This is a genomic window from Myxococcus sp. MxC21-1, from assembly GCF_032612255.1.
Lineage (GTDB): Bacteria > Myxococcota > Myxococcia > Myxococcales > Myxococcaceae > Myxococcus > Myxococcus virescens.
Window position 1 is genome coordinate 3533817 of record NZ_CP123278.1, and the last position, 26835, is coordinate 3560651.

The 26835-nt window shown below is 69.4% G+C and carries 19 protein-coding genes and 2 pseudogenes; 14 read left to right on the plus strand and 7 right to left on the minus strand.

Features of this window, described 5'->3' with window-relative positions; genetic code table 11:
- Positions 1 to 73 precede the first annotated feature (73 nt).
- A pseudogene (locus QEG98_RS16325) lies at positions 74 to 1271 on the plus strand (cyclic nucleotide-binding domain-containing protein).
- A gap of 23 nt (positions 1272 to 1294) precedes the next feature.
- On the opposite strand, the gene QEG98_RS16330 reads toward QEG98_RS16325, so the two are convergent.
- Entirely contained in the window at positions 1295 to 2467 is a 1173-nt protein-coding gene (locus QEG98_RS16330) for a PAS domain-containing sensor histidine kinase (RefSeq protein WP_316567317.1), read from the minus strand.
- 223 nt (positions 2468 to 2690) lie between these two features.
- Between QEG98_RS16330 and QEG98_RS16335 the strand changes: the two are divergent.
- From QEG98_RS16335 to QEG98_RS16355, 5 genes and pseudogenes are all read left to right on the plus strand, one after another.
- Positions 2691 to 4996, plus strand: a pseudogene (locus QEG98_RS16335) (serine/threonine protein kinase).
- Positions 4997 to 5043: 47 nt separating this feature from the next.
- Complete coding sequence (glyQ, locus tag QEG98_RS16340; RefSeq protein ID WP_316567318.1) at positions 5044 to 6036, plus strand: glycine--tRNA ligase subunit alpha; 993 nt, start codon at positions 5044 to 5046, stop codon at positions 6034 to 6036.
- A complete protein-coding gene (gene glyS, locus QEG98_RS16345) occupies positions 6026 to 8137 on the plus strand; it encodes a glycine--tRNA ligase subunit beta (protein ID WP_316567319.1) in 2112 nt (703 codons plus the stop codon). Before glyQ ends, glyS begins: the two co-directional genes overlap by 11 nt.
- Positions 8138 to 8274: 137 nt before the next feature.
- A complete protein-coding gene (locus QEG98_RS16350; protein ID WP_316567320.1) occupies positions 8275 to 8967 on the plus strand; it encodes a hypothetical protein in 693 nt (230 codons plus the stop codon).
- A complete protein-coding gene (locus tag QEG98_RS16355) occupies positions 8925 to 9752 on the plus strand; it encodes a hypothetical protein (protein WP_316567321.1) in 828 nt (275 codons plus the stop codon). The genes QEG98_RS16350 and QEG98_RS16355 overlap by 43 nt, the downstream gene beginning before the upstream one ends.
- A 310-nt stretch (positions 9753 to 10062) precedes the next feature.
- Here the strand turns inward: QEG98_RS16355 and QEG98_RS16360 are convergent, their stop codons facing one another.
- The gene (locus tag QEG98_RS16360) at positions 10063 to 10209 is read right to left on the minus strand and encodes a hypothetical protein (protein WP_316567322.1); all 147 of its coding nucleotides are present in this window, start codon (positions 10207 to 10209) and stop codon (positions 10063 to 10065) included.
- 521 nt (positions 10210 to 10730) lie between these two features.
- Between QEG98_RS16360 and QEG98_RS16365 the strand changes: the two genes are divergently transcribed.
- The 7 genes from QEG98_RS16365 (at position 10731) to polA (ending at position 21833) form a co-directional block, all read left to right on the plus strand.
- Positions 10731 to 11813, plus strand: coding sequence for a hypothetical protein (locus tag QEG98_RS16365; protein ID WP_316567323.1), 1083 nt, complete (start codon positions 10731 to 10733; stop codon positions 11811 to 11813).
- Positions 11814 to 11876: 63 nt separating this feature from the next.
- Complete coding sequence (locus QEG98_RS16370) at positions 11877 to 12743, plus strand: FHA domain-containing protein (RefSeq protein ID WP_316567324.1); 867 nt, start codon at positions 11877 to 11879, stop codon at positions 12741 to 12743.
- Between the two features lie 107 nt (positions 12744 to 12850).
- Positions 12851 to 13390: a prepilin peptidase gene (locus QEG98_RS16375; RefSeq protein ID WP_020478566.1), complete on the plus strand. Its 540-nt coding sequence runs from the start codon at positions 12851 to 12853 to the stop codon at positions 13388 to 13390.
- A gap of 35 nt (positions 13391 to 13425) precedes the next feature.
- Positions 13426 to 14874: a type II and III secretion system protein family protein gene (locus tag QEG98_RS16380; protein WP_090494915.1), complete on the plus strand. Its 1449-nt coding sequence runs from the start codon at positions 13426 to 13428 to the stop codon at positions 14872 to 14874.
- Positions 14875 to 15037: 163 nt separating this feature from the next.
- Entirely contained in the window at positions 15038 to 16825 is a 1788-nt protein-coding gene (locus tag QEG98_RS16385) for an ATPase, T2SS/T4P/T4SS family (protein WP_090494912.1), read from the plus strand.
- A gap of 7 nt (positions 16826 to 16832) precedes the next feature.
- Positions 16833 to 19061, plus strand: a complete 2229-nt coding sequence (locus tag QEG98_RS16390; protein ID WP_316567325.1) for an FHA domain-containing protein — start codon at positions 16833 to 16835, stop codon at positions 19059 to 19061.
- 45 nt (positions 19062 to 19106) lie between these two features.
- Positions 19107 to 21833, plus strand: coding sequence for a DNA polymerase I (gene polA / locus QEG98_RS16395; RefSeq protein WP_316567326.1), 2727 nt, complete (start codon positions 19107 to 19109; stop codon positions 21831 to 21833).
- A gap of 332 nt (positions 21834 to 22165) precedes the next feature.
- Here polA and QEG98_RS16400 read toward each other — a convergent pair whose 3' ends face one another.
- The 4 genes from QEG98_RS16400 to QEG98_RS16415 form a co-directional block, all read right to left on the minus strand.
- Positions 22166 to 22708 (minus strand): hypothetical protein, encoded by a 543-nt coding sequence (locus tag QEG98_RS16400; RefSeq protein ID WP_090494907.1) that lies wholly within the window; start codon positions 22706 to 22708, stop codon positions 22166 to 22168.
- Between the two features lie 117 nt (positions 22709 to 22825).
- Complete coding sequence (locus QEG98_RS16405) at positions 22826 to 23713, minus strand: peptidase MA family metallohydrolase (protein ID WP_410478026.1); 888 nt, start codon at positions 23711 to 23713, stop codon at positions 22826 to 22828.
- 433 nt (positions 23714 to 24146) lie between these two features.
- A complete protein-coding gene (locus QEG98_RS16410) occupies positions 24147 to 24674 on the minus strand; it encodes a DivIVA domain-containing protein (RefSeq protein ID WP_011553162.1) in 528 nt (175 codons plus the stop codon).
- A gap of 254 nt (positions 24675 to 24928) precedes the next feature.
- Complete coding sequence (locus QEG98_RS16415) at positions 24929 to 25297, minus strand: HEAT repeat domain-containing protein (protein ID WP_316567327.1); 369 nt, start codon at positions 25295 to 25297, stop codon at positions 24929 to 24931.
- 102 nt (positions 25298 to 25399) lie between these two features.
- Between QEG98_RS16415 and QEG98_RS16420 the strand changes: the two genes are divergently transcribed.
- Complete coding sequence (locus QEG98_RS16420) at positions 25400 to 25909, plus strand: J domain-containing protein (protein WP_011553164.1); 510 nt, start codon at positions 25400 to 25402, stop codon at positions 25907 to 25909.
- On the opposite strand, the gene QEG98_RS16425 is transcribed toward QEG98_RS16420, so the two are convergent.
- Positions 25843 to 26835, minus strand: coding sequence for a stage II sporulation protein M (locus QEG98_RS16425; protein ID WP_316567328.1), 993 nt, complete (start codon positions 26833 to 26835; stop codon positions 25843 to 25845). The genes QEG98_RS16420 and QEG98_RS16425 overlap by 67 nt on opposite strands.

The following is a 26835-nucleotide window of genomic DNA, read 5'->3' on the forward strand; positions in this document are numbered from 1 at the left end:
GGCAGGCCGGGAAGGGGCGCAACGCGTTGGCAGCGCCCATGCTGGCCGGTCTCACCGGAACGGGAGACCCGACATGACAGAGTCAGCAGGTGGCCAGGGCGAGGGGAGCGGGCGGCTGCGCACGCCCGTGGAGGGTGCCCTCCGCGCGGTGCGCTCTCTGGTCGAGTTGGAGGACACGGACCGGGCGGCACAGCTCTACGAGGAGCTGGGCGATGCACAGCGCGAGCGCATCCGTCACGAAGCTGAACAGGGGCCGGCGAAGGAGCGCCGTGGCTTCGTCGAGGTGCTGCGGCGCGCGCGGGACTTCCTGGGCGCGGCCCGGCTGATGGATGGCCAGGGCGAGGACGCCACCGCCGGGGACCTCTACTTCCAGAGTGGGAAGTACATGGCCGCCGCGGAGAGCTACCTCCGAGCGGGTGATGCCGAGCGCGCCGCCGCCGCCTTCGAGCGAGGGGGCGCTGGAACGCGCGCTGGCCATCTACCAGGAGCTGGGCTCCCGCGAAGCCATGGCGCAGTGCCTGGTGCGCCTGGACCGTCCCTTCGAGGCGGCCACGCTCTACCGGGAGCTGGGGCAGGCGCACGCGGAGGTAGAAGCGCTCGGAGGCGTGCGCACGGAGGACCCGCGCTTCGTGGAGGCGGTGCTGCGCATCTGCCAGTTGCTGGACGCGGAGGGCTTCACGCACCGGGCGTTGGCAGTGCTCGCGGACGCGGTGAGCAGCTCGGAGGACGCGCGCGGGGACCCGGCGCTGGTGACGGAGAAGGCCCGGCTGCTGCGCCGCATGGGGATGGAGGCGGAAGCGGAGGCCATGCTCATTCGCCGTTCCGGAGGTGCGTCGGCGCCCGCGGCGAACGGGTACCGGTTCCTCAAGGCCATCCCCATCTTCGGCGAGCTGTCCCTGGAGGACATGAAGGACCTCTACCGGCTGGCGCGTCAGGTCGTCATCGCGCCCGGCGCCGTGTTGCTGGAGAAGGGCGCGCCCGGCCTGGGGCTCTTCGTCTTGATGGACGGCTCCGTGGACGTCTTCAGTGGCCCCGAGGGGGACGCCCGGCACCTCAATACGCTGGGGCCCGGGGCGTACCTGGGGGAAATCTCCCTGGTGCAGGATGGGCCCGTGTCCGCCCATGTCCGTGCGCGGACCTCCGTGCGGGCGCTGCGCATCAGCCGTGTCGACTTCGAACGCTTCGTGGACACGCACGAGGCGGCGGCGCTGCGCATCTTCCGCCTCTTCACCCAGAACCTCGCGGGCCGGGTGCGTGCGCTGAGCACCTGACAGGGACGTCCCATGGCGTGTGTCTACGTGGGGCCAAGCGGGAGCCGGACGCTGAACGTGCTCCCTTTGTCCGGCACGCTGGACACCTGGATGTCGCCCCCGTGCGCCGAAACGACCTGGTGGGCGATGAAGAGGCCGAGCCCCAGCCCACTGAAGTTGCGGCCGGACACGGCCCGCATGAACCGGTCGAAGACGTGGGGCAGTGCTTCCGGCGCGATGCCGATGCCCTCGTCGCGAACGCTCAGCAGCGCCAGGCCGCCTTCCGCGCGCAGGCTGACGTGAATCGGCTTGCCCCCTCCGTACTTGAGCGCGTTGGAGAGGAGGTTGGTCATCACCTGCTCCACCCGGCGTGTGTCCCATTCGCCCTGCACGGGCGCCGGCGCGTCCAGTTCCACGGTGCTTCCGAGCTGGCTGGCTTGTGGCAGGTAGCGAGCGACGACCTCTCGAAGCAGCGCCGTGAGGTCCGCGGGCACACGCTCCAGGGTCAGCTGGCCCACGCTGATGCGTGACACGTCAAGCAGGTCGTCCACCAGCTCCACCAGCTTGCGCACCTGGCGGACGGCGACGTCGAGGTCGCGCTCCACGCGCTCGCTCGGCAGCATGCCTCCCGGGGCGCTGGCGACGGTGCGGCGCATGGCCGTCAGCTTCAGTTGCAGCGGGGTGAGCGGGGTGCGCAGCTCGTGGGACGCCACGGACAGGAAGTCGTCACGGATGCGAAGGGCCTCCCGGAGGCGCTCCATCTCCCGTTGCTCCTGGGCCTGATAGCGGGCGGTGAAGTCGCGCGTCACCTTGCCGAAGCCACGCAGCTGCCCGGTCTCGTCATATAGCGCGGTGATGACGACGTTGGCCCAGAAGCGGCTGCCGTCCTTGCGGACGCGCCAGCCGTCCTCCTCGAAGCGGCCCTCACGCGTCGCCACGTCGAGCCCGTACCGCGGCCGGTTCCGCGCCACGGCTTCGGGCGGATAGAAGCGGCTGAAGTGCTGCCCCAGAATCTCGTCCGCGCGGTAGCCCTTGATGCGTTCGGCGCCTGGGTTCCAGCTTGCTACGTACCCGTCCAGGTCGAGCGTCAGGATGGCATGGTCGGTGACGCTCTCAATCAACAGCCGGAGCTGGTCCGCGGTGTCTTGCTTGGATTCGCCTTGCCCGGAATATGCGATGCGCCTGGTACGTCCGGGGCAGCCGTTGGTGTCTTCCATGAGCCTCCTACTCTGACTTGCTGGTATGAGAACACGCCCCCCTCCGTCACGGGGAATCGCGCGATGTGGCCATCGGCCATTGGACACTCCGGCCGGCGCACGGGCAGGCGGCCAGCCGGTGCCAGTCCCCGACGCGGTGTGCCGGAGCCCCTCCAGCTTGTCGAGGAAGGGGTCGTCACGAAGGTCGACTCGGACCCATGCGGGCGTTAAGATGCCGCGCCGAATGTCCATGCAGGGTGGCGCCGGTGACGATCCCGATCGGGGGCGGCGCATCGGGAAATACGAAATCCTCACGCGCCTCTCCATGGGAGGGATGGCGGAGCTGTTCCTGGCCTACACCTCGGGGCCTGGGGGATTTCGCAAGTTCGTCGCGGTGAAGCAGATTCTCCCGGACATCAAGAAGGACGAGCAATTCGTCCAGATGTTCCTGGATGAGGCGCGCATCACCGCAGCCTTCTCGCACGCGAACATCGGTCAGGTGTTCGACCTGGGCGAGGAGGGTGGCGAGCTGTACCTCGCCATGGAGTTCCTGCCCGGGCAGAACCTGGAGCAGGTGGTGAAGGCCTCCACGCGCCAGGGCTACCCGTTGCCGCTCGGCTTCGTCGGGCGGGTGATTCGCGATACCTGCCTGGGCCTGCACTACGCGCACCACTTCACGGACCCGTCGGGCCGGCCCGCGGTGGTGGTGCACCGCGACGTGTCTCCGAAGAACGTGATGCTCACCTACGACGGCGTCGTGAAGGTGATCGACTTCGGCATCGCCAAGGCGCGCGGGCGGTTGGGGCGCACTCAGGTGGGGACGGTGAAGGGGACCAGTGGCTACATGTCCCCGGAGCAGGTCCGAGGCGTGGCCACCCTGGATGGCCGCAGTGACTTGTTCTCCGTGGGCGTCATGCTGCACGAACTGCTGAGTGGCCAGCGGTTGTTCAGCGGGCCGCACGAAGCGGCGGTGATGATGCAGATCGTGGAGGCCGACGTGCCTCCGCTGCGCGGAATCAACCCGGATGTCCCCGAAGCCTTGGAAGCCGTGGTGACGCGAGCGCTGTCCCGGGACGTGTCCCAGCGCTTCACCAACTGCCGGGAGATGGCGCGCGCCATTGAAGCGGCGCTCGGCTCGGAGATCTTCGACGAGGACGGCATGACCGCCGTCATGGGCGACCTCTTCGCCGACAAGCGCCAGAAGACGCGCACGCTGTTGGAGCTGGCCAGTCGCGCGGAGGATGCCCGCGTCAGCGAGGCGGCGGGTGCCCTCCAGCAGGAGGACAGCGCGGACTCCGCCCCCACGTCGCAGATGCCGGCCCCGCGCGCCCGGCCTGGTTCACCCTCGGCCCCGCATTCGAGCGCGCCCAAGCCCGTGCCCCAACGCCGTCCGGCGGAGGGCGGCGTGGCTTCGCGTGGCCCCTCAGGCGCCGGCAACGGGAGCGCGCCCAAGCCCGCCCCTCAGCGCCGGACCAGTGAGGTGGCTCCTCCGGTTTCGCGTACACCGCGAGGAGGTCAGGACAGCGCGCCGGCCGCGCGTACACCTCGGCCGCGGCCCACTGCCCGGCAGGAGGCCCCGGCCGAGCCCGAAGCCCTCGACGAGCCGAGCGACCTCCAGACGCAGCGCTTCCGTTCCCGGCCCCAGCGGCCCGGCGCGGACGGTGCTCGGGCCTCCGGACGGTCGGCGCGCCCCGATACATCCCGGGCCTCGGACACGCCGGTGGAGACGCCCGCCGCCCGTCCGCCGTCGCGCTGGGCCAGCCGGCTGTTCCTGCTCCTTCTGCTGGGGGCCTCGGTTGGGCTGCGACGCTGCCTGCCGTGCGTGCGCAGCTCCTGCCGGGCTTCGAAGCCGCCAAGGCGTGGGTGAGCGCGGAGTTGAATCCGCCGCCGGCGGAGGACCCCGCGAACCAGCCCTGGCCACCACAGCAGGCGGGCCCGCCGCCGGGCTTCCGTCGGGCCGAGCCTTCCCAGGCTGTCGCCGAGGCCGAGCAGGCCGCTGGTGGCGAAGGCTCGGACGAAGAGGCGGTGGAAGGCGCGCCGGAAGCCAAGGCTCCGGCGAAGGCCCCGCCCGGGCGGAAGGCGAAGGAAGGCGCCTCTTCGCCGGCACGCTGGGCGGCCGCCCCGAAGGCCGAGGCCGAACCTGCCAGTGCCAAGGCCGCGTCGCCCGCGCAGACCAGCCCACCTCCGCGTGAGCCAGCGCCTCGCGTGGCGGCTGCCCCGCCGGCCGCCGAGCCCGTCACCACGGTGACGCAGGACCCGGAGGGAATGGCGGAGGTGCTGGATACCAGCACTGCGAAAGGGGCCGCGAAGGCGGGCCTGGGGTGGATGACCCTCTACACGGTGCCGCGGGCGGCCGTGTTCGACGGCGCCACGGAGCTGGGCACCACGCCCCTGAAGAAATTCCCGCTCCCCGTGGGGGTCTACCGCCTGCGCGTGGTGGACCCGACGGGGGTGGAGTCGGTGAGCCGGCTCCTGTCGGCTCCCATCAAGCCGGGCGAGGAGACGAAGATTCAAATCCGGCTGGCGGATCTCCCACCGTACAAGGAGTGAGCGCCGTCCTTGACGCTCCGGACCCCCGTCACTAGGGTCCGCGCGCTATGTATTTTCAGGACCTTATCTTCACGCTCCAGAAGCACTGGGCCGACCAGGGGTGCATCAACACGCAGCCCTACGATGTCGAGGTCGGCGCGGGCACGATGGCCCCGTATACCTTCCTGCGTGCCCTGGGCCCGGAACCCTGGAACGTGGCGTATGTGCAGCCCTCGCGGCGTCCCGCGGACGGCCGGTTCGGAGAGAATCCCAACCGCCTGTTCCAGCACCACCAGCTCCAGGTCATCCTCAAGCCGGCGCCGAAGAACGTCCAGGAGCTGTACCTGGAGTCGCTGCGGAAGATTGGCATTGACCCGTTGGAGCACGACATCCGGTTCGTCGAGGACGACTGGGAGTCGCCCACGCTCGGCGCCTGGGGCCTGGGCTGGGAAGTGTGGTGCGACGGAATGGAGGTGACGCAGTTCACCTACTTCCAGCAGTGCGGCGGCTTCGACTGCAAGCCCGTCTCCGCGGAGCTCACCTACGGGCTGGAGCGCATCTGCATGTTCCTGCAGAACGTGGAGAACGTCTTCGACATCGAGTGGGTCAAGGGCGTGAAGTACCGCGAGGTGTTCCACCCCAACGAGGTGGAGATGAGCAAGTACGCGCTCCAGGAGTCGGACGCGCAGATGCTCTTCGCGCTCTTCGACGCTTACGAGAAGGAGTGCAAGCGCCTCATCGAGCGCCAGTTGCCGCTGCCTGCGTACGACTTCGCGCTGAAGTGCTCGCACGCGTTCAACCTGCTGGACGCGCGTGGCGCCATCTCCGTCACGGAGCGCGCCAACTTCATCAAGCGCGTGCGCGACAACGCCAGGCTGTGCGCGGAGGGCTACCTCCTGATGCGTGAGCGGCTGGGCTACCCGCTGCTCAAGTCGCCGTGGACGGTGGGTGAGCAGCCCCCGGTGCTGGAGGGCAAGCCGGCCAGCGACTACTGGAAGACGGTCGTCCTCAACAAGCCCGTGGAGAAGAAGCAGAAGGCGGAGGTGACCCATGGCGCGTGACCTGCTCCTGGAAGTGGGCGCGGAAGAGATTCCGGCGTCCTTCATCGGCCCCGCGCTGGACGACCTGAAGCGCGTCATCACCGAGCGCATGGCGGACGCCCGCCTGAAGCACGGCGAGGTGCGGACCTTCGGTACGCCGCGGCGGCTCGCGGTGTGGGTGAAGGACGTGGCGGACGCGGGCGAGGACATCATCAAGGAGGTGCTTGGCCCCAGCGCCAAGGCGGCCTTCGACGTGCAGGGCAAGCCCACCAAGGCGGCGGAGAAGTTCGCCGAGAGCCTCAAGCTCGCGGTGGACCAGCTGGGCCGCGCCACCACCGCCAAGGGCGAGTACCTGTCCGCGCGCGTGGAGGAGAAGGGCCGCCCGGCGGCGGACATCCTGAAGGACACGTTGCACGTGGCGGTGCACGGCATCAACTTCCGCAAGTCCATGCGCTGGGGTGACGTGGACACGTCCTTCGCGCGCCCGGTGCAGTGGCTGGTGGCGCTGCTGGGGAGCGACGTGTTGCCCGTGGTGTTCGGTGACGTGACGAGCGGCCGGACCACGCGGGGGCACCGCTTCCTGTCGCCCGCCGCCATCGAGCTGAAGGCCCCGGCGGAGTATGAGGTGGCGCTGGAGAAGGCGCACGTGGTGGCGGACATCACGAAGCGCCGCGCGCAGCTGGTGGAGAGGGTGAGGGCGGCCGCGAGCAAGGCCGGCGCTCAGCTGCTGGAGGACGAGTCGCTGGTGGACCAGGTGACGAACCTGGTCGAGCTGCCCAGTCCGGTGGTGGGCACCTTCGAGGAGCGCCACCTGGACCTGCCCCCAGAGGTGCTGGTGCAGGAGATGAAGAGCCACCAGCGCTACTTCTCGCTGGTGGACAGCGCGGGCAAGCTGCAGCCGAAGTTCATCGCTGTGTCCAACACGCCGGTGCGCGACGAGCAGCTCAGCCTGCGCGGCTACCAGCGCGTGCTGCGCGCGCGACTGGCGGACGGCCGCTTCTTCTTCGACGAGGACCGGAAGACGCCGCTCATCGACCGCGTGGAGAAGCTGGGCCGTGTGGTGTGGCAGGGGCAGCTGGGGAGCTACCTGGAGAAGGTGGAGCGCTTCCGCACGCTGGCGGTGTGGCTGGGCCAGCAGGCGGGGCGGGCAGGGGAGGCGGCCACCATCGAGCGCGCCGCCACGCTGGCCAAGGCCGACCTCGTCACCGGCATGGTGGGCGAGTTCCCCGAGCTCCAGGGCATCATGGGCCGGGAGTACGCCCGCGCGGGCGGTGAGCCGGACGCCGTGGCCCTGGCCATCGCGGAGCACTACCTGCCGCGTGGCGCCGAGGACGCGCTGCCCACGCAGGACCCGGGTGCGCTCATCGGCATCGCGGACCGGCTGGACTCGCTGTGCGGCATCTTCGCCATCGGCAAGGCGCCTACGGGGGCGGCGGACCCGTTCGCCCTGCGGCGCGCGTGCATCGCCATCATCCGGCTGGTGCTGGGGCGGGGCTACCGCTTCAGCCTGTCGGCCGCGGTGGACGAGTCGCTCCGGTTGCTGGCTCCGAAGATTGCCAACGCCAAGCGCAAGGCCGGCGAGCCCGCGCCGCGTGAGCAGGTGCTGGAGTTCTTCCGCGGCCGCCTCAAGGCGCTGTGGGGTGAGCAGCACCGCACGGACGTCGTGGAGGCGGTGCTGTCCGCCGGCTTCGACGACCTGGTGGCCGCGCAGAAGCGCCTGGAGGCCCTGAGCCTCATCGTGGGCCGGGCGGACTTCCAGCCCCTGGCCGTGGCCTTCAAGCGCGTGGTCAACATCGTGGAGAAGCAGGGCCGCGACGTGCAGGGAGGGGAGACCAACCCCCAGAAGCTGGTGGACGAGCCGGAGCGGAACCTCCACACCGCCTTCACCCAGGCTCGGAGCACGGTGTCGGGGTTGGTGCGCGCGGATGATTTCTCCGGTGCTCTCCGGGAAATCACGGGCCTGAAGCCCGCCGTGGACACCTTCTTCGACAAGGTGATGGTCATGGCCGAGGACAAGGCCCTGAGGGAAAACCGCATCCGCCTGCTCGTGGAGATTGGCGCCCTGTTCAACCAGGTGGCCGACTTCTCGAAGATCCAGGCTGAAACAGCCGCCGCGGCCTGATGCGTGGCCTGCCTGCCCTCCGGGGAATGAAGCACCCCGGGGGGCACGGCTGCGTCGGGCGCAAGGCGCATGGGAATGGCCCGCCGCGTTTCCGGTTGCCCGGGGGGAGACCCCTTCCTAGACTCCGCCCCCCTCCGATGCGCGCCTACCTTCTTACCTCCGCGCTGCTCCTCGTGTCCTGCAACGTCGGCACCGAGAGCAAGCCCCCTCCGTCCACCCGGCTCGTGTACCCGAGCGGTCTTGCCTTCTGGCGCCCCGAAGCGGGTCCGTCCACCAACGGATACCTCTACGTAGCGAGCGCCAACTTCGACAAGTGCTACGACTCGGGTTCGGTCGTCGCGCTGGATCTGGACGCCGTGGGGGTGCGGCCCTTCGGCACGGACTTCGACCCCGGGGAGTCGCTTCCCAACGACGTCACGTCGCTGGGCATCGGCGCCCAGTCCTACGTGCAGATTCAGAGCTTCGCCGGGGAGATGGCCATATGGAGCCCTCCGGGGCGGCCACCGCGGCTGTTCGTCCCGGCGCGGGCGGAGGGCAGTCTGCTTCACGCCATCGACGTGGGCGATGACGGCCTCAGCCTGAGCTGCGTGCAGGGCGGCGAGCGCGACTGCCGCGTCAACGCGCTGTCGCTGCTGGATGTCCCAGGCGCCTCCAACGGATTGCCTTCGGCTCCGGGGCCGCTGGGTGTCAGCGTCGCCGGCAACGGCGAGGACGCTCGCGTCTGGGTGACGCACACGGAGCTGGCCGGGCCGCCGACGACCTTCACCGAAGCGGACCTGGGGGCTACGTGCTTCACCTCCCCGCGGCGAACCCCACGCGCGACGCGCTGAACACCAGCGAGTTCGTGGCGCTGGGGACCAATGACCGGCTCTCCGGCGTCGCGCACGCGACGGCCATTGGCAGCCGGTATGTGTACGTCTCGGGGCGCAACTCTTCCTCCACGCAGTTGGGGGCGCTGCCGGCGCGCTTCATCCTGCGGCTGGTGGACCGGACCGTCGCGGGCCGCGTGCTGGAGACCGACCTGGAGCTGTCGTACTCGGTGCGTGAGGCGCGCGGCGTGGCGGTGGTCCCGTCGGCCACGCGCGTGCCCGACCCGGCGTCGCCCGAGCTCACCATCGTGGACGAGCGCGTCTACCTGTTGGCGCGCGGTCCGGATACGTTGCTCATCCTGGACGTCCTGAACGCGGCGGGCACGGCGCCCGACGCGGGGACGACCCCCAGCGTGCGCATCGTGTCGGCGCTGCCGGTGCCCGCGGGTGCCAGCGAGCTGGAAGTCATTCCTCGTGGCCCGGGTCGCGGCAACCTGGTGGCGGTGACGGGCAGCGGCGACGAAGCCGTGGCCATCTTCGACGAAGAAGTGGGACAGCTCGTCGCCCAGGTGCAGGTGGGCGACAACGACCCGAACCAGCCCAGCCAGCCCTTTGGCCTGGCCGCGGACGTCCGCGGCAACAGCGCTCGCATCTTCACCAGCACCTTTGGCGACGGCCGCGTGGCCATCATCGACATTCCCGACCTCGACCGGCCGCAGAACGCCCGGTTGGTGGCGCGGCTCGGCGCCCGGCAGGGACGAGACCCGCGCCAGGGCACCAGCCTGTGCCAGGAGACCTCCCCGTGAAGCGCGGTACCCTTGCTCTGCTCCTCGCGAGCGCCGGCCTGTCCGGCAGTTGCTCCTCCACCAACGTGACGACGGGCTTCGCTGGCTTGTCCGGCACCTTCGACGTGACGCTGGCCAACAACCTCGTCTTCGTCACGTCGTCGGACCGGGATGAGCTGCGCGTGCTCGACCTGGACTCGAACCCCCGCACCTTCGTCCCCGCGCCCAACCCGCTGGAGGCGCTGTCCATCCCCGTGCTGGACCGGCCGGACGCGCTCACGCGCGACGTGGCGTACAACGCGGAAGGCAACGACGTCCCGGGGCCGTACATCTACGCGCGCAGCTCGGGCTCGTCGGAGGTGTCGGTGGTGGCGTCCGCGCGCGACCAGCTCCGGCAGGTCGTCCGCCTCCGGGCGCCGAGCATCGTCACGGCCTTCGCGGCGCGCTCGCCCGCCGAGGGCAGCGGTGGACCCAGCACGCTGTACTACGCCATCCAGGACCCCGACGGCATCTTCGGCGCGGACACCGGTGGCGCCCGGGTGCTGCGGCAGGAGATTCCGGGGCCAGACGCACTGCAGGCCGCGGAGCCCGCGCCGATTCCCGAACCGGTGACGGTGTTCTGTCTCCAGCCCGGTGAGTCCATCCTGTCCATGACGATGCTGGCGGGCCAGGGCCAGTTCGCGGTGGCCACGCGGCAGGCGTCGGGCCGGTCGGGTCGAACGCTGCTCGTCACCGATTCGGGGCCGCTCGCGGACTGCCTTCAGCCTTCCGCGCCCACCGTGGATTTGTCCGAGGGCTTCGGCAACGTGCCGGTGCGGCTCCTGGTGAGCCACCCCGGATCTCCATCCCCAACGTCGAGGCCATCAACGCGGGGCGCTACATCTTCGGCATCCGTGACGAGGCCTCTTGCTCCGCTGCGCGCGAGTGTTCCGGAGTGCTCGCGGTGGACACCGAGTCATCCCCCCGGGGCAGACGGCGCGGGACCTCAGCGGTGCGCCGATGCTGCCCATCTTCCCCGCGGGCGGCTTGCCGACGGGACTGGCCCTGATTCCGGACGCGCCGCTTCGCATCGTGCTCGACGATGGCTCGCAGAACGAGGCGCGGGTGCCGCTCCTGGGCGTCATGCCGTCCTCGAACGGCTACATCTCGTTGTTCTCCGCGAGCGACCTGCGCCAGTTCGACCTGTCGGGGGCGAGCGCACGCTCCTCGGTGGCGCTGCTGGACAGCAACGAGTTGCCGCTCGTCATCGAGACGGCGGACCTGGTGACGGTGACCCAGGACCAGACGCTCCAGTCGACGGTGCTCTACGAGGGCTCCGTTCCGAACGGCTTCTACCGGATCATCTACCAGGGCGCGTTGCCAGGGCTGAGCGGCCTGCCTCGGGAGCCCTCCACCCCACGGCTCTTCGAGGCCGAGGCCACCGCGGCCGCTTCGGCGCGGGCCGGGGACATCATCGTCCTGGAAGGCACGGATGTCGTGTGCGCCGTTGACCTGCCCATCGCGTCGGTGGAGCCCGTTGCGGGGACCACCCGGGTGCGCTTCGCCATCGCGGACTCGCAGGAGATTCCGTCGGACTGCGCCAGCCTGACGCGCTTCACCGTCCGTGCGGGTGGAGACCAGCCCTTCGTCCTCTTCGACGAGGCGGGCACCTTCCTGTCCCGCGATGTGACGGGGGCCTCGAGCTACAGCGTCCCCACGGAGTACTTCTTCCACCCGGACACCTTCTACTTCGACGACGACGCCAACCCTCAGACGCCGCCGGTGCCGAACCTGTCCAAGTTCCCCCAGCCGCCGCCGCCGCTGCGCATCCGCGTGGCGGCCGTGGGCCGCGAGGTGCGTCGGGGAGACCGCTACGCGGTGTCGGTGATTTCCGGCATCCGTAACTACATCTTCACGCCGGACGTCAGGGCGGGGACGGAGCTGGCCTTCTACACGCTGCCTGGGCCCGTGGTGGCCGCCCAGGACCGCAACGCGAGGTTCGCCTACATCGCCTACCCGTCGGCGGATGGCATTCTCCAGGTCGGCTTTCAGGGGCTCACCGATAACCGGGCGCAGTCATTGGCACTGGTTCCCTTCGAGTAACTGGGCGGGAGTGGAGGGGTCTGCTATCGTCCGGGGCTTCCTGGTTCACGCGAGTCAAGACCGATGATCGATCAGAACTCCCGTCCTGCCCGCAAGGTAGGCATCGCCGACCACCTGTGGGAGGCGTTCGAAGACATGGCCCAGCAGATGGGCTCGGATCGTGATGCCCTGATCAACCAGGCGCTCTTCATGTTCGCGCGCCTGAACGGCTTCCTCGAGGTGAAGTCCCGCTCCGAGGCCGCCGTGGCACCCGTGGCCGCTGCGCCTGTGAAGCCCGTGCAGGCCGCTGCCGCCGCGCCGCCGCGTCCGTCCGCGCCGCCGGTGCTGGCGCCCGCGCCCCGGCCAGAGACCACGCCCGCGCCCGCCCGTCCTCCCGTGCGCGCCACGCCGGAAGAGCGTGCCTCCGCCAATGGCCTGGACAATGACCCGGTGCGCCGCGAGGTGGCCGAGCGCGTCCTGGAGACCGCCGCGGAGCTGGAGCGCCTCATCAAGGGCAAGAACAGCGAGCCGCCCCCTCCCGCCGACGACATGGTGGAGGAGGATGAGGAGCCGCTGCCCGAGGCCGAGGATCCGGGCCTCATGGACGAGGAGCCGCCCCCCGATGAGGCCGAGGAAGAGCCCGCCGACGACCTCGCCGAGGAGGAGGAGGCCGGCGCGCTGTACCTGGTGACCGAGTCCGGAGATCAGGAGCAGATCGTCAAGGATCGCTTCGTCATCGGCCGCGGCAAGCACTGCGACTTCGTCATCAACTCCGGCAAGGTCTCCCGTGAGCACGCGGTCATCGTCCACGAGGGCGACGACTGGATCATCGAAGACCTGGGCTCGTCCAACGGCACCTGGTTCAACAAGCAGCGCATCAAGCGCCGCAAGGTCGAGGACGGGGACGAGTATTTCATCTGCAGCGAGAAAATCCGTCTCCTGGTCCGATAATGAGGTGACCCAGGCCCCGTCCCGCGGGGCTTCTGGTTGTTCGCCAATTGACGGGCTCCAGGCGTCCCTGGTTTGATACCGGACGCCTGCCGCGAAGAGGACAGGCGATGATGACGCCTGTTCAAATCGCGTTGTGGACGGTTCTTGGAGTGGCCCTCGTGATCTCCGTGGTGACGGATGTGCTTCGCCGCGAGATCCTCGACGCGGTCACCTACCCGCTGATGGCGGTGGGCCTGGGCGTGCGCCTGGCCACCGAAGGGGTGGGGGACCTGGAGCATGGGCTCATCAGTGGTGTGGTATCGGGGGTAGGGCTCGCGTTGATGCTGCTGCCAGCGGCGCTTCGCGGGCGGATGGGGTGGGGCGACGTGAAGTTGATGGGCGGGGTCGGAGCCGTGCTGGGCTTCCCGGCGGTGCTCGCGGCCGCGGCCTTCATCTCACTGGTGGGTGCGCTTCAAGCGGTGGTGACACTGCTCTGGCAAGGCGCGGTTTGGGACACGCTGGCGGCGGTCGTGCGCCGGTGGGCGGTGTGGGTGCGTTTGGCCAGCGCGGACGCGCAGCCGGCGCCCCAGCGCCACATTCCCTATGGAGTGGCCATCGCGCTCGGCACCGTCTGGGCGCTGTGGTGGCAGCACGGAACGTTGGGTTAGCTCGGACTTCTGGAAGAGAAGAGGGGACACGGACGATGTTCACACGCATCACGCATGCCGCGGCGCTAGGCGCCCTCATCGCACTGGTGGCGGGCGGCAGCGCCCTGGCGCAGGATGGCACCACCGTCAGCCTCGGCGTGGGTTCCCAGAAGGTGATCACCATCCCTGGCCTCAGCCGCGTGGCGCTCGGTGATCCGAGCGTCGCCGAGGTGAAGACGCTCGGCTCCGGCCAGCTGCTCATCACCGGTCAGGCTGAAGGCAAGACGACGCTGCTCGTCTGGAAGTCCTCGGGCCAGCGCGTCAGCTACCTGGTGGCGGTTCGCAAGCAGGACCCCAACGAGGTCATCTCCGAAATCAAGCGCCTGCTGGGGGAGATTGAAGGCGTCTCCGTCCGCATGGTCGGTGATCGCATCTACCTGGACGGTCAGGCCTACACCACGCAGGACGCCGACCGCATCGAGCAGGTGGTGGGCCTCTACCCGAACGTGAAGTCGTTCGTGAAGATTGCCCCCAACGCCAAGAAGCTGGTGGCCCAGAACCTCAACGCGGCCTTCCAGAAGGCGGGCCTGAAGAACGTCCAGGCCAACGTGGTGGGCGCCACCATCTTCCTGGAGGGCTCCGTGGAGAGCCAGCAGGACCTCCAGAAGGCGGAGCTCATCACCAAGGCCATCGGTGAGAAGGTGGAGAACCTCCTCGTCGTCGGCATCAAGCGGATGATCCTCTCCGAGGTCCAGTTCGTCGAAATCCGCCGCAACAGCCGCGACCGCTACGGCATCCGCTACCCGACGGACATCACGGGTACCGCGACGGCCATCGCCAGCATCTCCCAGGAGCTCTTCCCGGGCACCTTCGGCTCGGGCGTGTCCACGCTCACCCTCAACGCGAACTCGGACTTCTCCTTCGGCTTCCAGGGCAACGACGGTTACGGCCGCCTGCTCGCGCAGCCCAAGCTGGTGTGCGCCAGCGGTGAGAAGGCGGAGTTCCTCGCGGGTGGCGAGGTTCCCATCCCGCTCATCACGAACAACCAGTTCACGGTGGAGTTCAAGAAGTACGGCGTCATCCTGAACCTGCGCCCCACCGCGGACCGCAACGGCAACATCCAGACGGAGATCGAGGCGGAGGCCTCTGAAATCGACACCTCCGTGGCGGTGTCCTTCGGTGGTTCGTCCTCCATCCCCGGCTTCCGGACCCGCAAGGTGAAGACGAACGTCACCGTGCGCCATGGTGAGACCATCGTCCTGTCCGGCGTGTTCAGCCACGACGAGCAGAAGTCCGTGTCGAAGCTCCCCGGCCTGGGTCACATCCCGATTATCGGTGAGCTCTTCAAGAGCCGCGGTTTCGACTCCACCAAGCGCGAGCTGGTCATCTTCGTCACCCCGCGCATCGTCAACCCGGACTCCGACAAGGTCCGCACCATCATCGAGGACGTGAAGAGCCGCTACAAGCAGGCCCGGTCCGAGGTGAACTTCAACATCTTCGACTGAGGCGGGCGCCCCGGGCGCCGTTTCAGACGGGCCTTCCGGGCCCACGGCACGGGCCGGCTTCTTCCCTTCCGGGGGCGGTTGCCGGCCCGTCGCCTTGCGGGCAAGCATTCAACCCGGTTCTCACGCTTTGAGGACGAAGGGGGGCTTGCTAGCATCCGTCCCCATGTTTCTCATCACCCTCGCGGAAAAGGGCGGCGGGACCGAGCAGCGCGAGTATCACAAGAATGAAGTCACCATCGGCCGTCTGCCGGGCAATGACATCATCCTCGCGAAGGGCAACGTCTCCAAGTACCACTCGCGAATCGTTGCCAAGGACGGGAAGTTCATCATCGTGGACATGAAGTCCACGAATGGCACGTTCGTGAACGGCAAGAAGATTGCCGCGCCCCAGGTTCTCAAGCCGACCGACCAGGTCTACATCGGCGACTACATCCTCAACGTGGAGGCGCTCGAGGACGAGGGCCCGGTGATGACCCGCGCGGGTCAGGCCGAAGAGGAGTACTACGACGAGCAGGGCGAGGAGCCCTACGAGGACGAGGAAGGGGCTTACGAAGACGAGGAGCCCTACGAGGAGGAGGAAGAAGAAGCGCCGCCTCCCGCGCCCGCTCCCAAAGGCATGCCGGCGTCGCTGGCGTCCGCCCTGGCGAAGAACAAGCGCAAGGTGGATCCGCGTCAGGAGCGCTACACCCGGCTCCAGAAGGAAATCCATGACCGGCTCATCGAGTACCTCGATCTGCGCCGCATGGATATGGACCGGCTCGGCGACGACGAGCTGTGGCGCCGCACCGAGAAGGCCATCCGCGACATCATCGACCAGATGGAAGCGGACGGAGAGCTTCCGGAGGACGTGGACCGCGAGGAGCTGCTCACTGACGTCATCAACGAGGCGCTGGGGCTCGGGCCCCTCGAGGCGTTCCTCGCGTCGGATGACATCAGCGAGATCATGGTGAACCACGCCAACCAGATCTACATCGAGCGCAAGGGCAAGCTGACCCTGTCGGAGAAGACGTTCTCCTCCAACCAGGCGGTGCTCGGCGTCATCGAGCGCATCGTGGCGCCCATTGGCCGCCGCATCGACGAGTCCAGCCCGCTGGTGGACGCGCGCCTCAAGGACGGCAGCCGCGTCAACGCCATCATCCCTCCGCTGGCGCTGAAGGGGCCCTGCATCACCATCCGCAAGTTCAAGAAGGACTCGCTGAAGATCGCGGACCTCATCAAGTACAAGACCGTCACGGCGCAGATGGCCGAGTTCCTGGAGATGTGCGTCAAGGCCCGGCGCAACATCGTCATCTCCGGCGGCACCGGTTCCGGGAAGACGACGACGCTGAACATCATCAGCTCCTTCATCCCGGAGGGTGAGCGCATCATCACCGTGGAGGACGCCGCCGAGCTGCAGCTGCCGCAGGACCACTGGGTGCAGCTGGAGAGCCGGCCGCCCAACCTGGAAGGCAAGGGCGCCATCACCATCCGCGAGCTGGTGAAGAACTGCCTGCGCATGCGGCCCGACCGCATCGTCGTGGGTGAGTGCCGCTCCGGTGAGACGCTGGACATGCTCCAGGCCATGAACACCGGCCACGACGGTTCGCTCACCACGCTCCATGCGAATACGCCGCGTGACGCCATCGCCCGCTTGGAGACGATGGTGCTCATGTCCGGCATGGACCTGCCGGTGAAGGCCATCCGTGAGCAGATCGCCAGCGCGGTGCACATGATCGTGCAGCAGACGCGCTTCTCCGACGGCACGCGGAAGATCTGCTACATCACCGAGGTGTCCGGCATGGAGGTCGACATCGTGACCCTCCAGGACATCTTCTATTTCAAGCAGGATGGCTTCACGGAGGACCACAAGGTCCGTGGCCGCTACGTCGCCTCCGGCTTCGTGCCGAAGTTCTACGACGAGCTGCAGCGTAAGGGCATCCCCGTCAACATGAGCATCTTCCGCGAGGACTGACGCGCCCATGGCCACCCTGGTCGTCCGTCACCCTGACGGCACTGAGAACGAATTCGCCATCACGGGCGAGCTGAAGATTGGCCGCCAGCAGGGCAGTGACATCCTCATCACCGAAGGGGGTGTGTCGCGTACGCACGCGCGCGTCTTCGACGAAGGCGGCACCGTCTTCATCGAAGACGTGGGCAGCGCCAACGGCACGTTCGTCGACGGCCAGCGCATCATGGAGCCCACGGCCCTGACGCCGCAGTCGGAGGTCCTCCTCGGGGACTACGTGCTGCGTCTCAAGGCGGCCGCGGTGCGGGTTCTGGGGCCCGGCGCGCGGCGGCCGGCCCGCGGCGGGGGCGATGAGCCCATGCCGGTGGGCGACGAGGGCGGCGGTGTACGCGCCACCCGGGCCATGCCCAGCATCAAGAAGGGCTCCGGCGCGGCGAAGAGCGAGCCCGGCGCGGCGCTGGCGAAGCGGCCCGCGCGTCCGGCACGTCCCGCCCCGGGTGGCGGCGCACGTCCGGCGCCGGCGGGTGGCCCGGTGCTTCGCGGCATGGTCGGTCCCTGGGCCGGCCAGACGTATCCGCTCAAGGGCAAGGTGCTCGTGGGGCGGCAGCCGCCCGCCGGCATCATGCTGGATGACGACTCCGTGAGCCGCCGCCACGCGGAGCTGGAAGCGACCAGCTCGGGCGTGACGGTGCGGGACCTGGGCAGCGCCAACGGGACGCTGCTCAACGGCGAGCCGTTGGACCAGACGCCGGTCCCGCTCGAGCCGGGGGATCAGCTCCAGTTCGGCGTGGTGGAGATGACCTTCGAGCCCGAACCGTCCGCGGTGCCCGTGCGCCGGGGTGCGGCGGGCGCGGCGCGTGGGGGCTCGGACGAGGATCCCGCCGCCAAGCGCAAGAAGCTCATCATGGTGGCGGCCGGACTGGTGGGCGTGCTGCTGATGGTGGGCATGGTGTCCTCCATCCTGAACCCCAAGCCGGTGGACGTTCAGGGGCCGGGCGGGGCCGCGCAGATGGATCCGGCGCAGAAGATCCAGGAGTTGCTGAGCGAGTGCCGCTCCTACGCCTCCAGCGAGCTGGGCGCCCCCAACTGGGAGAAGGCCCACGAGGTCTGCACCCAGGCGTTGGACCTGGACCCCATCCACCCGGAGGCGAACACGCTCATCCGGCGCATCAAGCTGGAGAAGGAGTCCTTCGAGTACTACTCGCAGGGCGAGCGGCTCCTGCAGCGCCTCAAGCCGGAAGAGGCCCTGGAGTCGTTCCGGAAGATCCAGAAGGAGAGCGAGTACTTCCGCCGCGCCCGCGCCAAGGCGCGCGAGGCCGCCGAGGCGGTGACGAAGCGCGCACAGGAGGACTGCAAGCTGTACCTGCGTGACTCGCAGTGGAGCGCCGCCGTGTCTCGCTGCGAGGTGTACATGGCGGTGTGGTGCCAGTCGAAGCCGCGCGAGGACCTGCAGCCGCCTCTGGGCTTCACGCTGAAGCTGGAGGGTCGCCTGCGCCGCGACGAGTGGCGGCCGAAGGATCCGATGTTCGTGAAGTTCCTCATCGCGCGGCAGAAGATGGACGCCAACGCGGCGCCGTGGGAGTGCCCGGTGGCGGAGGTGCTGGCCGGTGACGAGCGGGTCGTGGACCCGCGCACCTTCGTCATGGAGGCGGCGAAGAAGCGCTTCCCCAACAAGCTGATGCAGGCCGCGCTCCTGGACTACTGGGGTGGCCGTGGCAGCGAGGCGCTGGCCACCATGCAGAAGCTGCGCGCCAACTACGAGGCCGCGCAGTACCACGCCGAGGCGGACGAGCTGATGAAGATCATGTCCACCGTGGATCAGCTCTTCAAGGTGGGCCAGAGCTACCTGGCCGCCGAGGATCCGGAGAAGGCCGCGGAGCCCTTCCGCGAGGCGCTGGCCACGGACAAGGCGGTGATGCTGGAGCTGGCGGAGTCCAAGCCGTCCTTCTACCGGCGCAACATCCTCCAGGACATCGCGGAGAAGTCGTACCAGCGCGGCAAGCACTGGGCCGACCGCGAGGACCGCCGCCGCGCCTGCCGCGTGTGGAAGCTGGGGTTCAGCTTCTACGCGGGCAATCCGAACCTGAACAAGGCGGCGGCCTTCTGCTCCTCGAGGGCCCTGGAGGCCTTCCGCGCGGCGTCTGGCTGCGGCGACATGGCGGTGGCGCTGGACTACGCCGTCAAGGGCGACGGTGTGGAGGAGATGGTCGTCGCGAAGCAGGCGGAGCTGGGCTGCAAGTAGCACGCGTCGTGGACAGGGCCGGGCGGGCGCGCTAGGCACGGGGGCATGGTCGACACCAGCCCTTCGCGCTCAGCGCCCACCCTGGTCCTCATCGACGCGTCTGGCTTCATCTTCCGCGCCTACCACGCCATCCCTCCGCTCACGACGAGCAAGGGGGTGCAGACCAACGCCGTGCTGGGCTTCACGCGCATGGTGCTCAAGGCCCTGCGTGAGCTGAAGCCCACACACGTGGCACTCGCCTTCGACAAGGAGAGCCGCACCGAGCGCCAGAAGATTGATCCGACGTACAAGGCGAACCGCGAGGGCCCCCCGGAGGACCTGGTTCCCCAGTTCGCCCTCATCCGCCGCGTGGTGGAAGCCATCAACGTGCCCGTGCTGGAGGTGGCCGGCTGGGAAGCCGACGACGTCATCGGCACGCTGGCCGTGAAGGCGAAGCAGGAGGGGTTCTGCGTCCAGGTCGTCACCGGCGACAAGGACTTCGTGCAGATTGTCGACGACGACGTGCGCCTGTACGACCCGATGAAGGACGTGCACACGCTGCCCGCGGACGTGAAGGCGCGGCTGGGCATCGAGCCGGGGCAGATGCGGGACTACCTGGCCCTCATCGGCGACGCGGTGGATAACGTCCCCAAGGTGCCGGGCATCGGTCCGAAGACGGCCACCGAGCTCATCCAGCAGTTCGGTGACGTGGAGACGCTGCTCTCGCGCCTGGATGAGGTGAAGAAGCCGAAGATCCGGGAGAACATCGCCTCGCACCGCGAGAGCCTCCTGCGCGCCAAGGTGCTCGTCACCTTCAAGACGGACCTGCCGCTGGACGTGCGCATGGCGGACCTGGCCCGCCGACCGGTGGACGCGCAGCGCTCGCGCGAGCTGTTCACCGAGCTGGAGTTCTTCGCCCTCCTCAAGGAGTTGCCCCAGCAGGACGGTGTCGCCGGGGCACCCGAGGAGGTGAAGGAGAAGCCCGCGCCGCTGGCGGTGACGCCGCGGCTGGTGGGCGCGGACGCGGAGCTCGCCCAACTGGCTGGCGCCGTGCGCGAGGCGGGCGCCGTCACCCTGATTCCCGCCTACGAGGGCTCACCTTTCGGCGCGAAGCTGGTGGGCCTGGGCGTGGCGCTGCCGGACGGACAGACGGCGTATGTGCCGCTGCGGCACGCGCAGCTCGGCGTCACCCAGGTGCGGCCGGAGGCCTTCACCGCGGCCTTCCGCGAGGTGCTGGAGGACGCGGCGGTGAAGAAGGGCGGGCATGACCTCAAGGCGCTCAGCCTGGTGTTGGCCAACGACGGCATCACCCTGCACGGCGCGCACGACGACGTGGAGCTGCTCAGCTACCTGCTCAACCCGTCCCGCCGCGAGCACGCGCTGGTGGACCTGTCGCGCGAGCGGCTGAACACGGAGCTGCCGCCGCTGCCGCCCGCAGCGGAGGGCAAGCGCGGCAAGAAGGACCGCGCGCTGGCGGACCACACGGTGGAGGAGGTGGCCACCGGCTTCGCCATCCGCGCCGAGGCCGCGCGCCGGCTGGCGCCCGAGCTGTGGAAGGAGCTGGAGGCGGCGAAGCTGGCGGCGCTGGCTCGCGACATGGAGCTGCCGCTGTTGCCGCTGCTGGCGCAGATGGAGCGCAGGGGCGTGTTGCTGGACACCGCCGAGCTGTCGCGCACCTCCGTGAAGGTGGACGCCGCCGTCGAGGCGCAGGTGAAGGAGGTCTACCGGCACGCGGGCCGCGAGTTCAACATCGGCTCCAATCCGCAGCTGGTGGAGGTGCTCTTCACGGAGCTGAAGCTGCCCATCATCAAGCGGGGCAAGACGGGGCCGTCCGCGGACCAGGAGGTGCTGGAGAAACTGTCCGAGGAGCACCCGCTGCCGGGCGCCATCATCGAGTACCGCAGCCTGTCCAAGCTGAAGAGCACCTACCTGGACACGCTGCCCACGCTGGTGGCCGCCGACGGGCGCATTCACACCACCTACCACCAGGCGGCCACCGCCACCGGGCGCCTGTCCTCCACCGACCCGAACCTCCAGAACATCCCCGTCCGCACCGACCTGGGCCGGGAGATTCGCCGCGCCTTCGTGGCCGCGGAAGGGCACCAGCTGGTGAGCGCGGACTACAGCCAGGTGGAGCTGCGGCTGCTGGCGCACATCGCGGATGACCCCGTGCTCATCGAGGCCTTCCTCCATGACGAGGACATCCACACCCGCACCGCGGCCGAGGTGTTCGGCGTGGCCAAGGAGCAGGTGGACCGCGAGCAGCGCCGCGTCGCGAAGATGGTGAACTTCGGCATCGCCTACGGCCTGTCACCGCACGGCCTGGGGGCGCGGCTGGGCATTGCCCAGGACGTGGCCCGCGACATCATCGAGCGGTACTTCACGCGCTACGCCGGCATCCGGCGCTACCTGGAGGAGACTGTCGATAGGGCGCGCAAGACGGGCTACGTGGAGACGCTCTACGGCCGCCGCCGCTACATGGCGGACCTGAACTCCAAGAACCGCGGCGTGGCCCAGGCCGCCGAGCGCGCCGCCATCAACATGCCGATTCAAGGCACCGCCGCGGACCTCATCAAGAAGGCCATGCTGGCGGTGGACGAGGCGTTGACGGCCCAGAAGCTGCGCACGCGGATGCTGCTGCAGGTCCACGACGAACTCCTCTTCGAGGCGCCCGACGCGGAAGTGGAGCAGGTGAAGGCGCTGGCGGTAAAAGCCATGTCCTCGGTGGCCGACCTGAAGGTGCCGCTCAAGGTCGAGGTGGGCGCGGGGCGCAGCTGGGCGGACGCGCACTGACGCGCGGGCTGGGCGGGGCGGCGCGAAAAATACGGGAGGAGCGCCCACCCCCGTAGGCGCCCCTCCCGCATGCTCCACCCGCGGCCCCCACAGCCGCTGCTGCACACCCTGCGACAAATGCGCCGACCCGTCCGACCGGCGAGTCGCGTGGACCCCCATCCACGCGTCTTGCCAGCGGCTCGCGGTGCGCGCTCACCACTCCCCAGCGGGAGCACGCCTTCCCACAAAGCGCGCCATGGGCCCCCACCCAGGCACACTCCCTCCCGCCGGTCTCGGACGCGCCCGTTTCCGGGCACGTCAAGTCGAACGGGCCGGCCAACCCCTACACGCCCTCAGTGCATTGCCGTACGTCCATCTCCCGTGTCCGGGGACACGCGCCGCGTCCGGGAAGGACGCTCGAAGTATTCGACGACCAGCCCACCGAAGGGCACCCGCGGGCCATCCGCTCGCGGGTCCTTCATCCGTTGGAGGAGCGCCACCGCGGAGTCCACGGCTTCGTCCACGGCGCGGTTGATGCGCTCGCGCTCCCAATCCCCGCCACCGAGCACCTCGGAGGCATCCACCAGGCAGCGCCGCAGCGCCGCGAATTCGTCATAGAGCGAGCGGGCGCCCCGGTGCGCCGACAAGCGCAGCACCGCGCGCGTGCGGCTCCAGGGGCTGGACTCCTCGCCCGCGAGCGTCCGGCCCAGCTCGCGGATGAAGGGCTCCACCAGGTTGTCCAACTGGGTGGGTGCGCCCCGCGACGCGTCCGAATCGGGCGCCGCCAGCACCATCCGTCGCCACAGCGCGGAGATTCGATCCGGCTGCTGACGGAAGAACCGCGCCAGCACGGCTGCCTTACGTCCACGCTCGCTCATGTCCAGTGCCTTCCGCATCGCGTACGGAAGCCAAAGCAATCCATCGGCCAACACCCCTGGGATGAGTCCTCCCAGTGAAATCAGCCATTTGCCTTGAAGGGATGGGCAGGCAGAGGAGCAGCACGCCCGTAGAAACTACAGGCCCCGCCCTGTAGTCATGGCAGGGCGGGAAGGGCGGCGCTCAGTGGAGGGTGGGCTTCGGCGGCCGGCCGTTGGGGCCGTCTTCGTCGTCCAGTTCACCCGGGAGGTCGCCAATGGCGCTGTCCGCGGGCGCCTCGCCGTCCTGGGCCTCCAGGTGGGCTTCCGTGCCCTGCGAGCCCGCGGGCCAGTCCGGCCGGTGGAGTCCCCGGCACTCACGGCGGTGCCCTGCGCCTGGGCCTGCGCGGCCTGGGCGGCCAGCAGCCGCAGCGCGGCGTCCTCCGCGGCATCCTGGGCGGCCATCTCCGCCAGCTTCGCGGCGCGCTGCTGGCGGCGACGGGCATAGGCGGCCACGCAGAGGAAGGACGCGCTCAGCCAGACGAGCGCGGAGCTGGTGGTGAGTGGGAGCCAGCCGTAGCGCGCGGCCAGGCCTTCACGCCAGTCGGTCTCCTCCACCAACAGCGAGGTGCGGAAGGCCTTGCCGAAGGCCGTCTCGAAGGGCTCGCCGCGCGCCACGCCGTCCACGAGCGCGGCCATGGCCTGGGGGCCGAACTTCGCCGACAGGTGCGCGACGAAGGCGGCGCTCTGCGCGTAGGCGATTTCCACGTCCGACGGCACGTCCGGCCAGGCCCGGTCGAGGTGTTCGAAGTGGAACACGCGCTCCTGGGTGACGGCCCGGAAGAGGGCGGAGTAGTGCGTCAGGGAGTAGCGCTCCCCGGTGACGTATTGCGCGACGCCTTCCTGGAACCAGCGGGGCCACGACGGAGCCAGCTGCCCCAGGGCCACGTGCGCCAGCTCGTGCCGGAGCGTCTGCTGGCCCTCCGGCTCATGGAGGCTGAGCGCGTCCAGCAGGATGATTTGATGGGCGGGGTAGGCCAGCGCCACGGCCCACCCCGGGGCTTTCCGCCGGGCAGCGCCAGGGCCTCGAACTCCGTGCGGCCCACGCCCAGGCGAATCTCGGTGACGCCCGGCCAGTCCTTGCCCAGGATGGTGCCGAACCTGTCTCGGACACCTTCAATCTGCCGGGACAGCTCGTGCGCGGCCGCGGTGGCGGCGGCGGTGTGGAGGATGCGGAAGCGCTTCGTCGTCACGTCCCCGCTGACCTGGGGCGGACGCGTCAGGGGCACCAGCGCGGCGTCCGTCACGACGTCATGGGCGTGGGTGCCATGAGGGCCGCCCGGTTCCTGGGCCCAGGCCCCGGGGGCGGCGAGCAGCAGGAGCAGGACAAGCAGGTGGCGCATGTGCGGCGGCCTCACGTTCCCACTGACATAACAGCCTCGTCCCAGGTTGCAGCAACCTCACCGTGCGGCGCGGTGCGTCAGGAGTCGCCGTTGGCTTTCTTCTGGGACAGATACGCCACGTTGTCCTCGACGCGCGCGTAGTCGCGGTCCGCGAACGTGGGGCTCTTGAAGGTTTCCAGCAGCTTCTGGTGGGCATCCAACACGGAGCGGACCTGCGACTCGAATTGGGTGCGCTGGCGCTTCAGCTCGTTGATGTCCTCCACCACCTGCACCAGCCGCTGGTGTGCGCCGTGGACAATCTTCTCCGCCTGATGCTCGGCGTCCGCGATGATGATTTCCGCTTCCTTCTTCGCGGCGTCCTTCAGGTCCTCGCTGATGCGCTGGGCGGTGACCATGGTCTCCTGGAGGGTGCGCTCCCGTTCCTGGTGTTGCTCCACCTTGAACTGGGTGCGCTTCACTTCCTCCTTGAGCGCGATGTTCTCCTTCACCACCTCCTCGAATTCACCGGCGATGAGCTCGAGATAGGCCTCCACCTCACGGCGAGAGAAGCCGCGCAGGGCCGTTTCGAACCGCTTCTGCCGGATGTCGAGCGGAGTGATTTTCATGACGCCGCAGTGTAGCGCAGGGGCGTCACATCTCCAGGAATCGGCCCTTGACCTGGGCGCCGGCGCTGGCGGGTGGTGCTTGCATGGCTCCCCGGCGGGCGGGCGTCAGCGGCGCGTCGCGTCCCACTGAGACACGACGGCGCGCGCGGCGTTCTGCACCCCCGCGGTGAGCCGCGAGTCGACAGCGGCGTCCTGGACGGCCCGGCGCGCGGTGGGCGTGCGCTGGAAGACGAGCCCGTTGAGCGCCTGGATTTTCAGCGCGTCCGGCAGCCGGGGTGGCGCACCACATTGGCGAGAATCTCCTCCGCGCGGGCGTGCTGGAACAGCGTGACGGCCCTCAACGCCGCCTGCTGGATGCGGGGGTTGGGGTCCCACAGGAGCGTGGCCAGCGCGTCCAGGGCGCGGGCATCTCCCAGCAGCCCCAGGTCTTCGATGGCGATGGCCCGAATCTCCTCCGGCGCGGGCCGCACCGCGCACAGAAGGCCCCGCAGGAGGGCGGTGTCGTCCGTCGCGGGCGCCGGGGCGGCCTCCACCGGGGGCGTGGGCGCTGGACCCGGAGGGGGCGAGGCTTGGGCACGGGGGGCGGTGGCAAGGAGCAGGCCAGCGAGAAGCAGGGGACGCATGGCGGCCCTTCTAACCCGGGGCGGAGAGATTTTCTTGACGCGATCTCCCATCGTGGGACCTTCCCCGCGCTACAGGCGTGTTGCAAACGGGAGCAAGGTTCGATGAACGCGGCGGCAGCGAACTGGCAGACACTGGAAAACGTCGATGTGGAGTGCACCCACTGCGGCATCCGGATGACCCAGCAACCGGGGACCCGGGTTCGCTACTTCCGGTGTTCCGGGTGCCACCGCTGGGTGTCCAGCGTGTACTCCGACGTCTTCCGGGCGGACGCGAAGGTGCGCACGCACCCGGTGAAGGACACCGGCGCCCAGGACGAGCAGTTCATCGAGGTCAAGGACCGGCTGGACCGGTGGCTGTCCGCGCTGGAAGAGCAGGACCCCTACCGGCTGCTGGGTGTCTCGCCCCTGGACTCGGCCGACACGGTCCGCGCGCGCTACCACGCGCTGGCCATGGAGCAGCACCCGGACCGCGGCGGCTCCGCGGAGAAGATGCGCGAGCTGAACGCGGCCTATGAGCGCATCCTCCGGCACCGCCAGCGCAAGCGTCAGGAGGCGCTGTCGGCCGGAGCGCCCGTGGCCTCCGCGTCCGTCCTTCCCGCGCGCAGCAGGTAGGCCCAGAAGAGCGCCCCCAGGACCAGGCCCAGCCCCGCCTTCAACCAGGTGGGGAACATGTCCCCTGGGGAGACGTAGCCCTCCACCACGCCGATGAGGGCGAGGAAGGGCGCGCAGCCCAGCACCAGCTTCACCGCTTCCCGCCCGCGCACCGCCAGCGCCTGTCCCCGGGGCAGCTCCCCCGGGTCGATGAGCGCCTGGCCCACCATCAGTCCCGCCCCGCCGGCGATGACCAGGATGGACAGCTCCACCGGGCCGTGCGCGGCGATGAAGTCCAGCAATCCCCCCAGCATGCCCTCGCGGGCGCACAGCGCGCTGATGGCGCCGATATGCACCCCGTTGTTCACCAGCAGGAACAGCGTGCCCAGGCCGCCGGTGAGGCCCAGGGCGAAGGTGACGATGGTGACGGTGAGATTGTTGGTGGCGATGCCGGACGCCACCGAGTTGGGCGGCGCCACCGACAGGATGTCATCCGTCCACATGCGGCCCTGCGCCACGTAATGGCGCACGCCGGAGGGCACCAGCAGCTCGGCGCCCCGGGGCTCCCACAGCACCACCAGGGCGCCCAGCAGGATGCCCAGGATGAACAGCACGGCGCTGGCGCCCACGAAGCCACGCTCGCGGCGCAAGGTGGCGGGGAACTCGCGGCGGAAGAAGTCCCGCACCGCGGGCCAGCGCTCGCGCGGCGGCTGGTAGATGGACGCGTAGGCCTGGCCACAGAGCTGGTTGAGGAAGCGGTGGACATCCGTGCCGGCGTAGAAGGTCTGCGCGTGCGCCAGGTCGGCGGACGCGCGGCGGTACAGCGTGTCCAGCGTGCGCAGCTCGCCCAGCTTCAGCGTGCCGGAGCGCTGCTTCGCCAGCAGGGCCTGGAGCGCATCCCAGTCCGCGCGGCGTTGGGCCACGTAGGCGGGCAGGGGCGTGGCCAT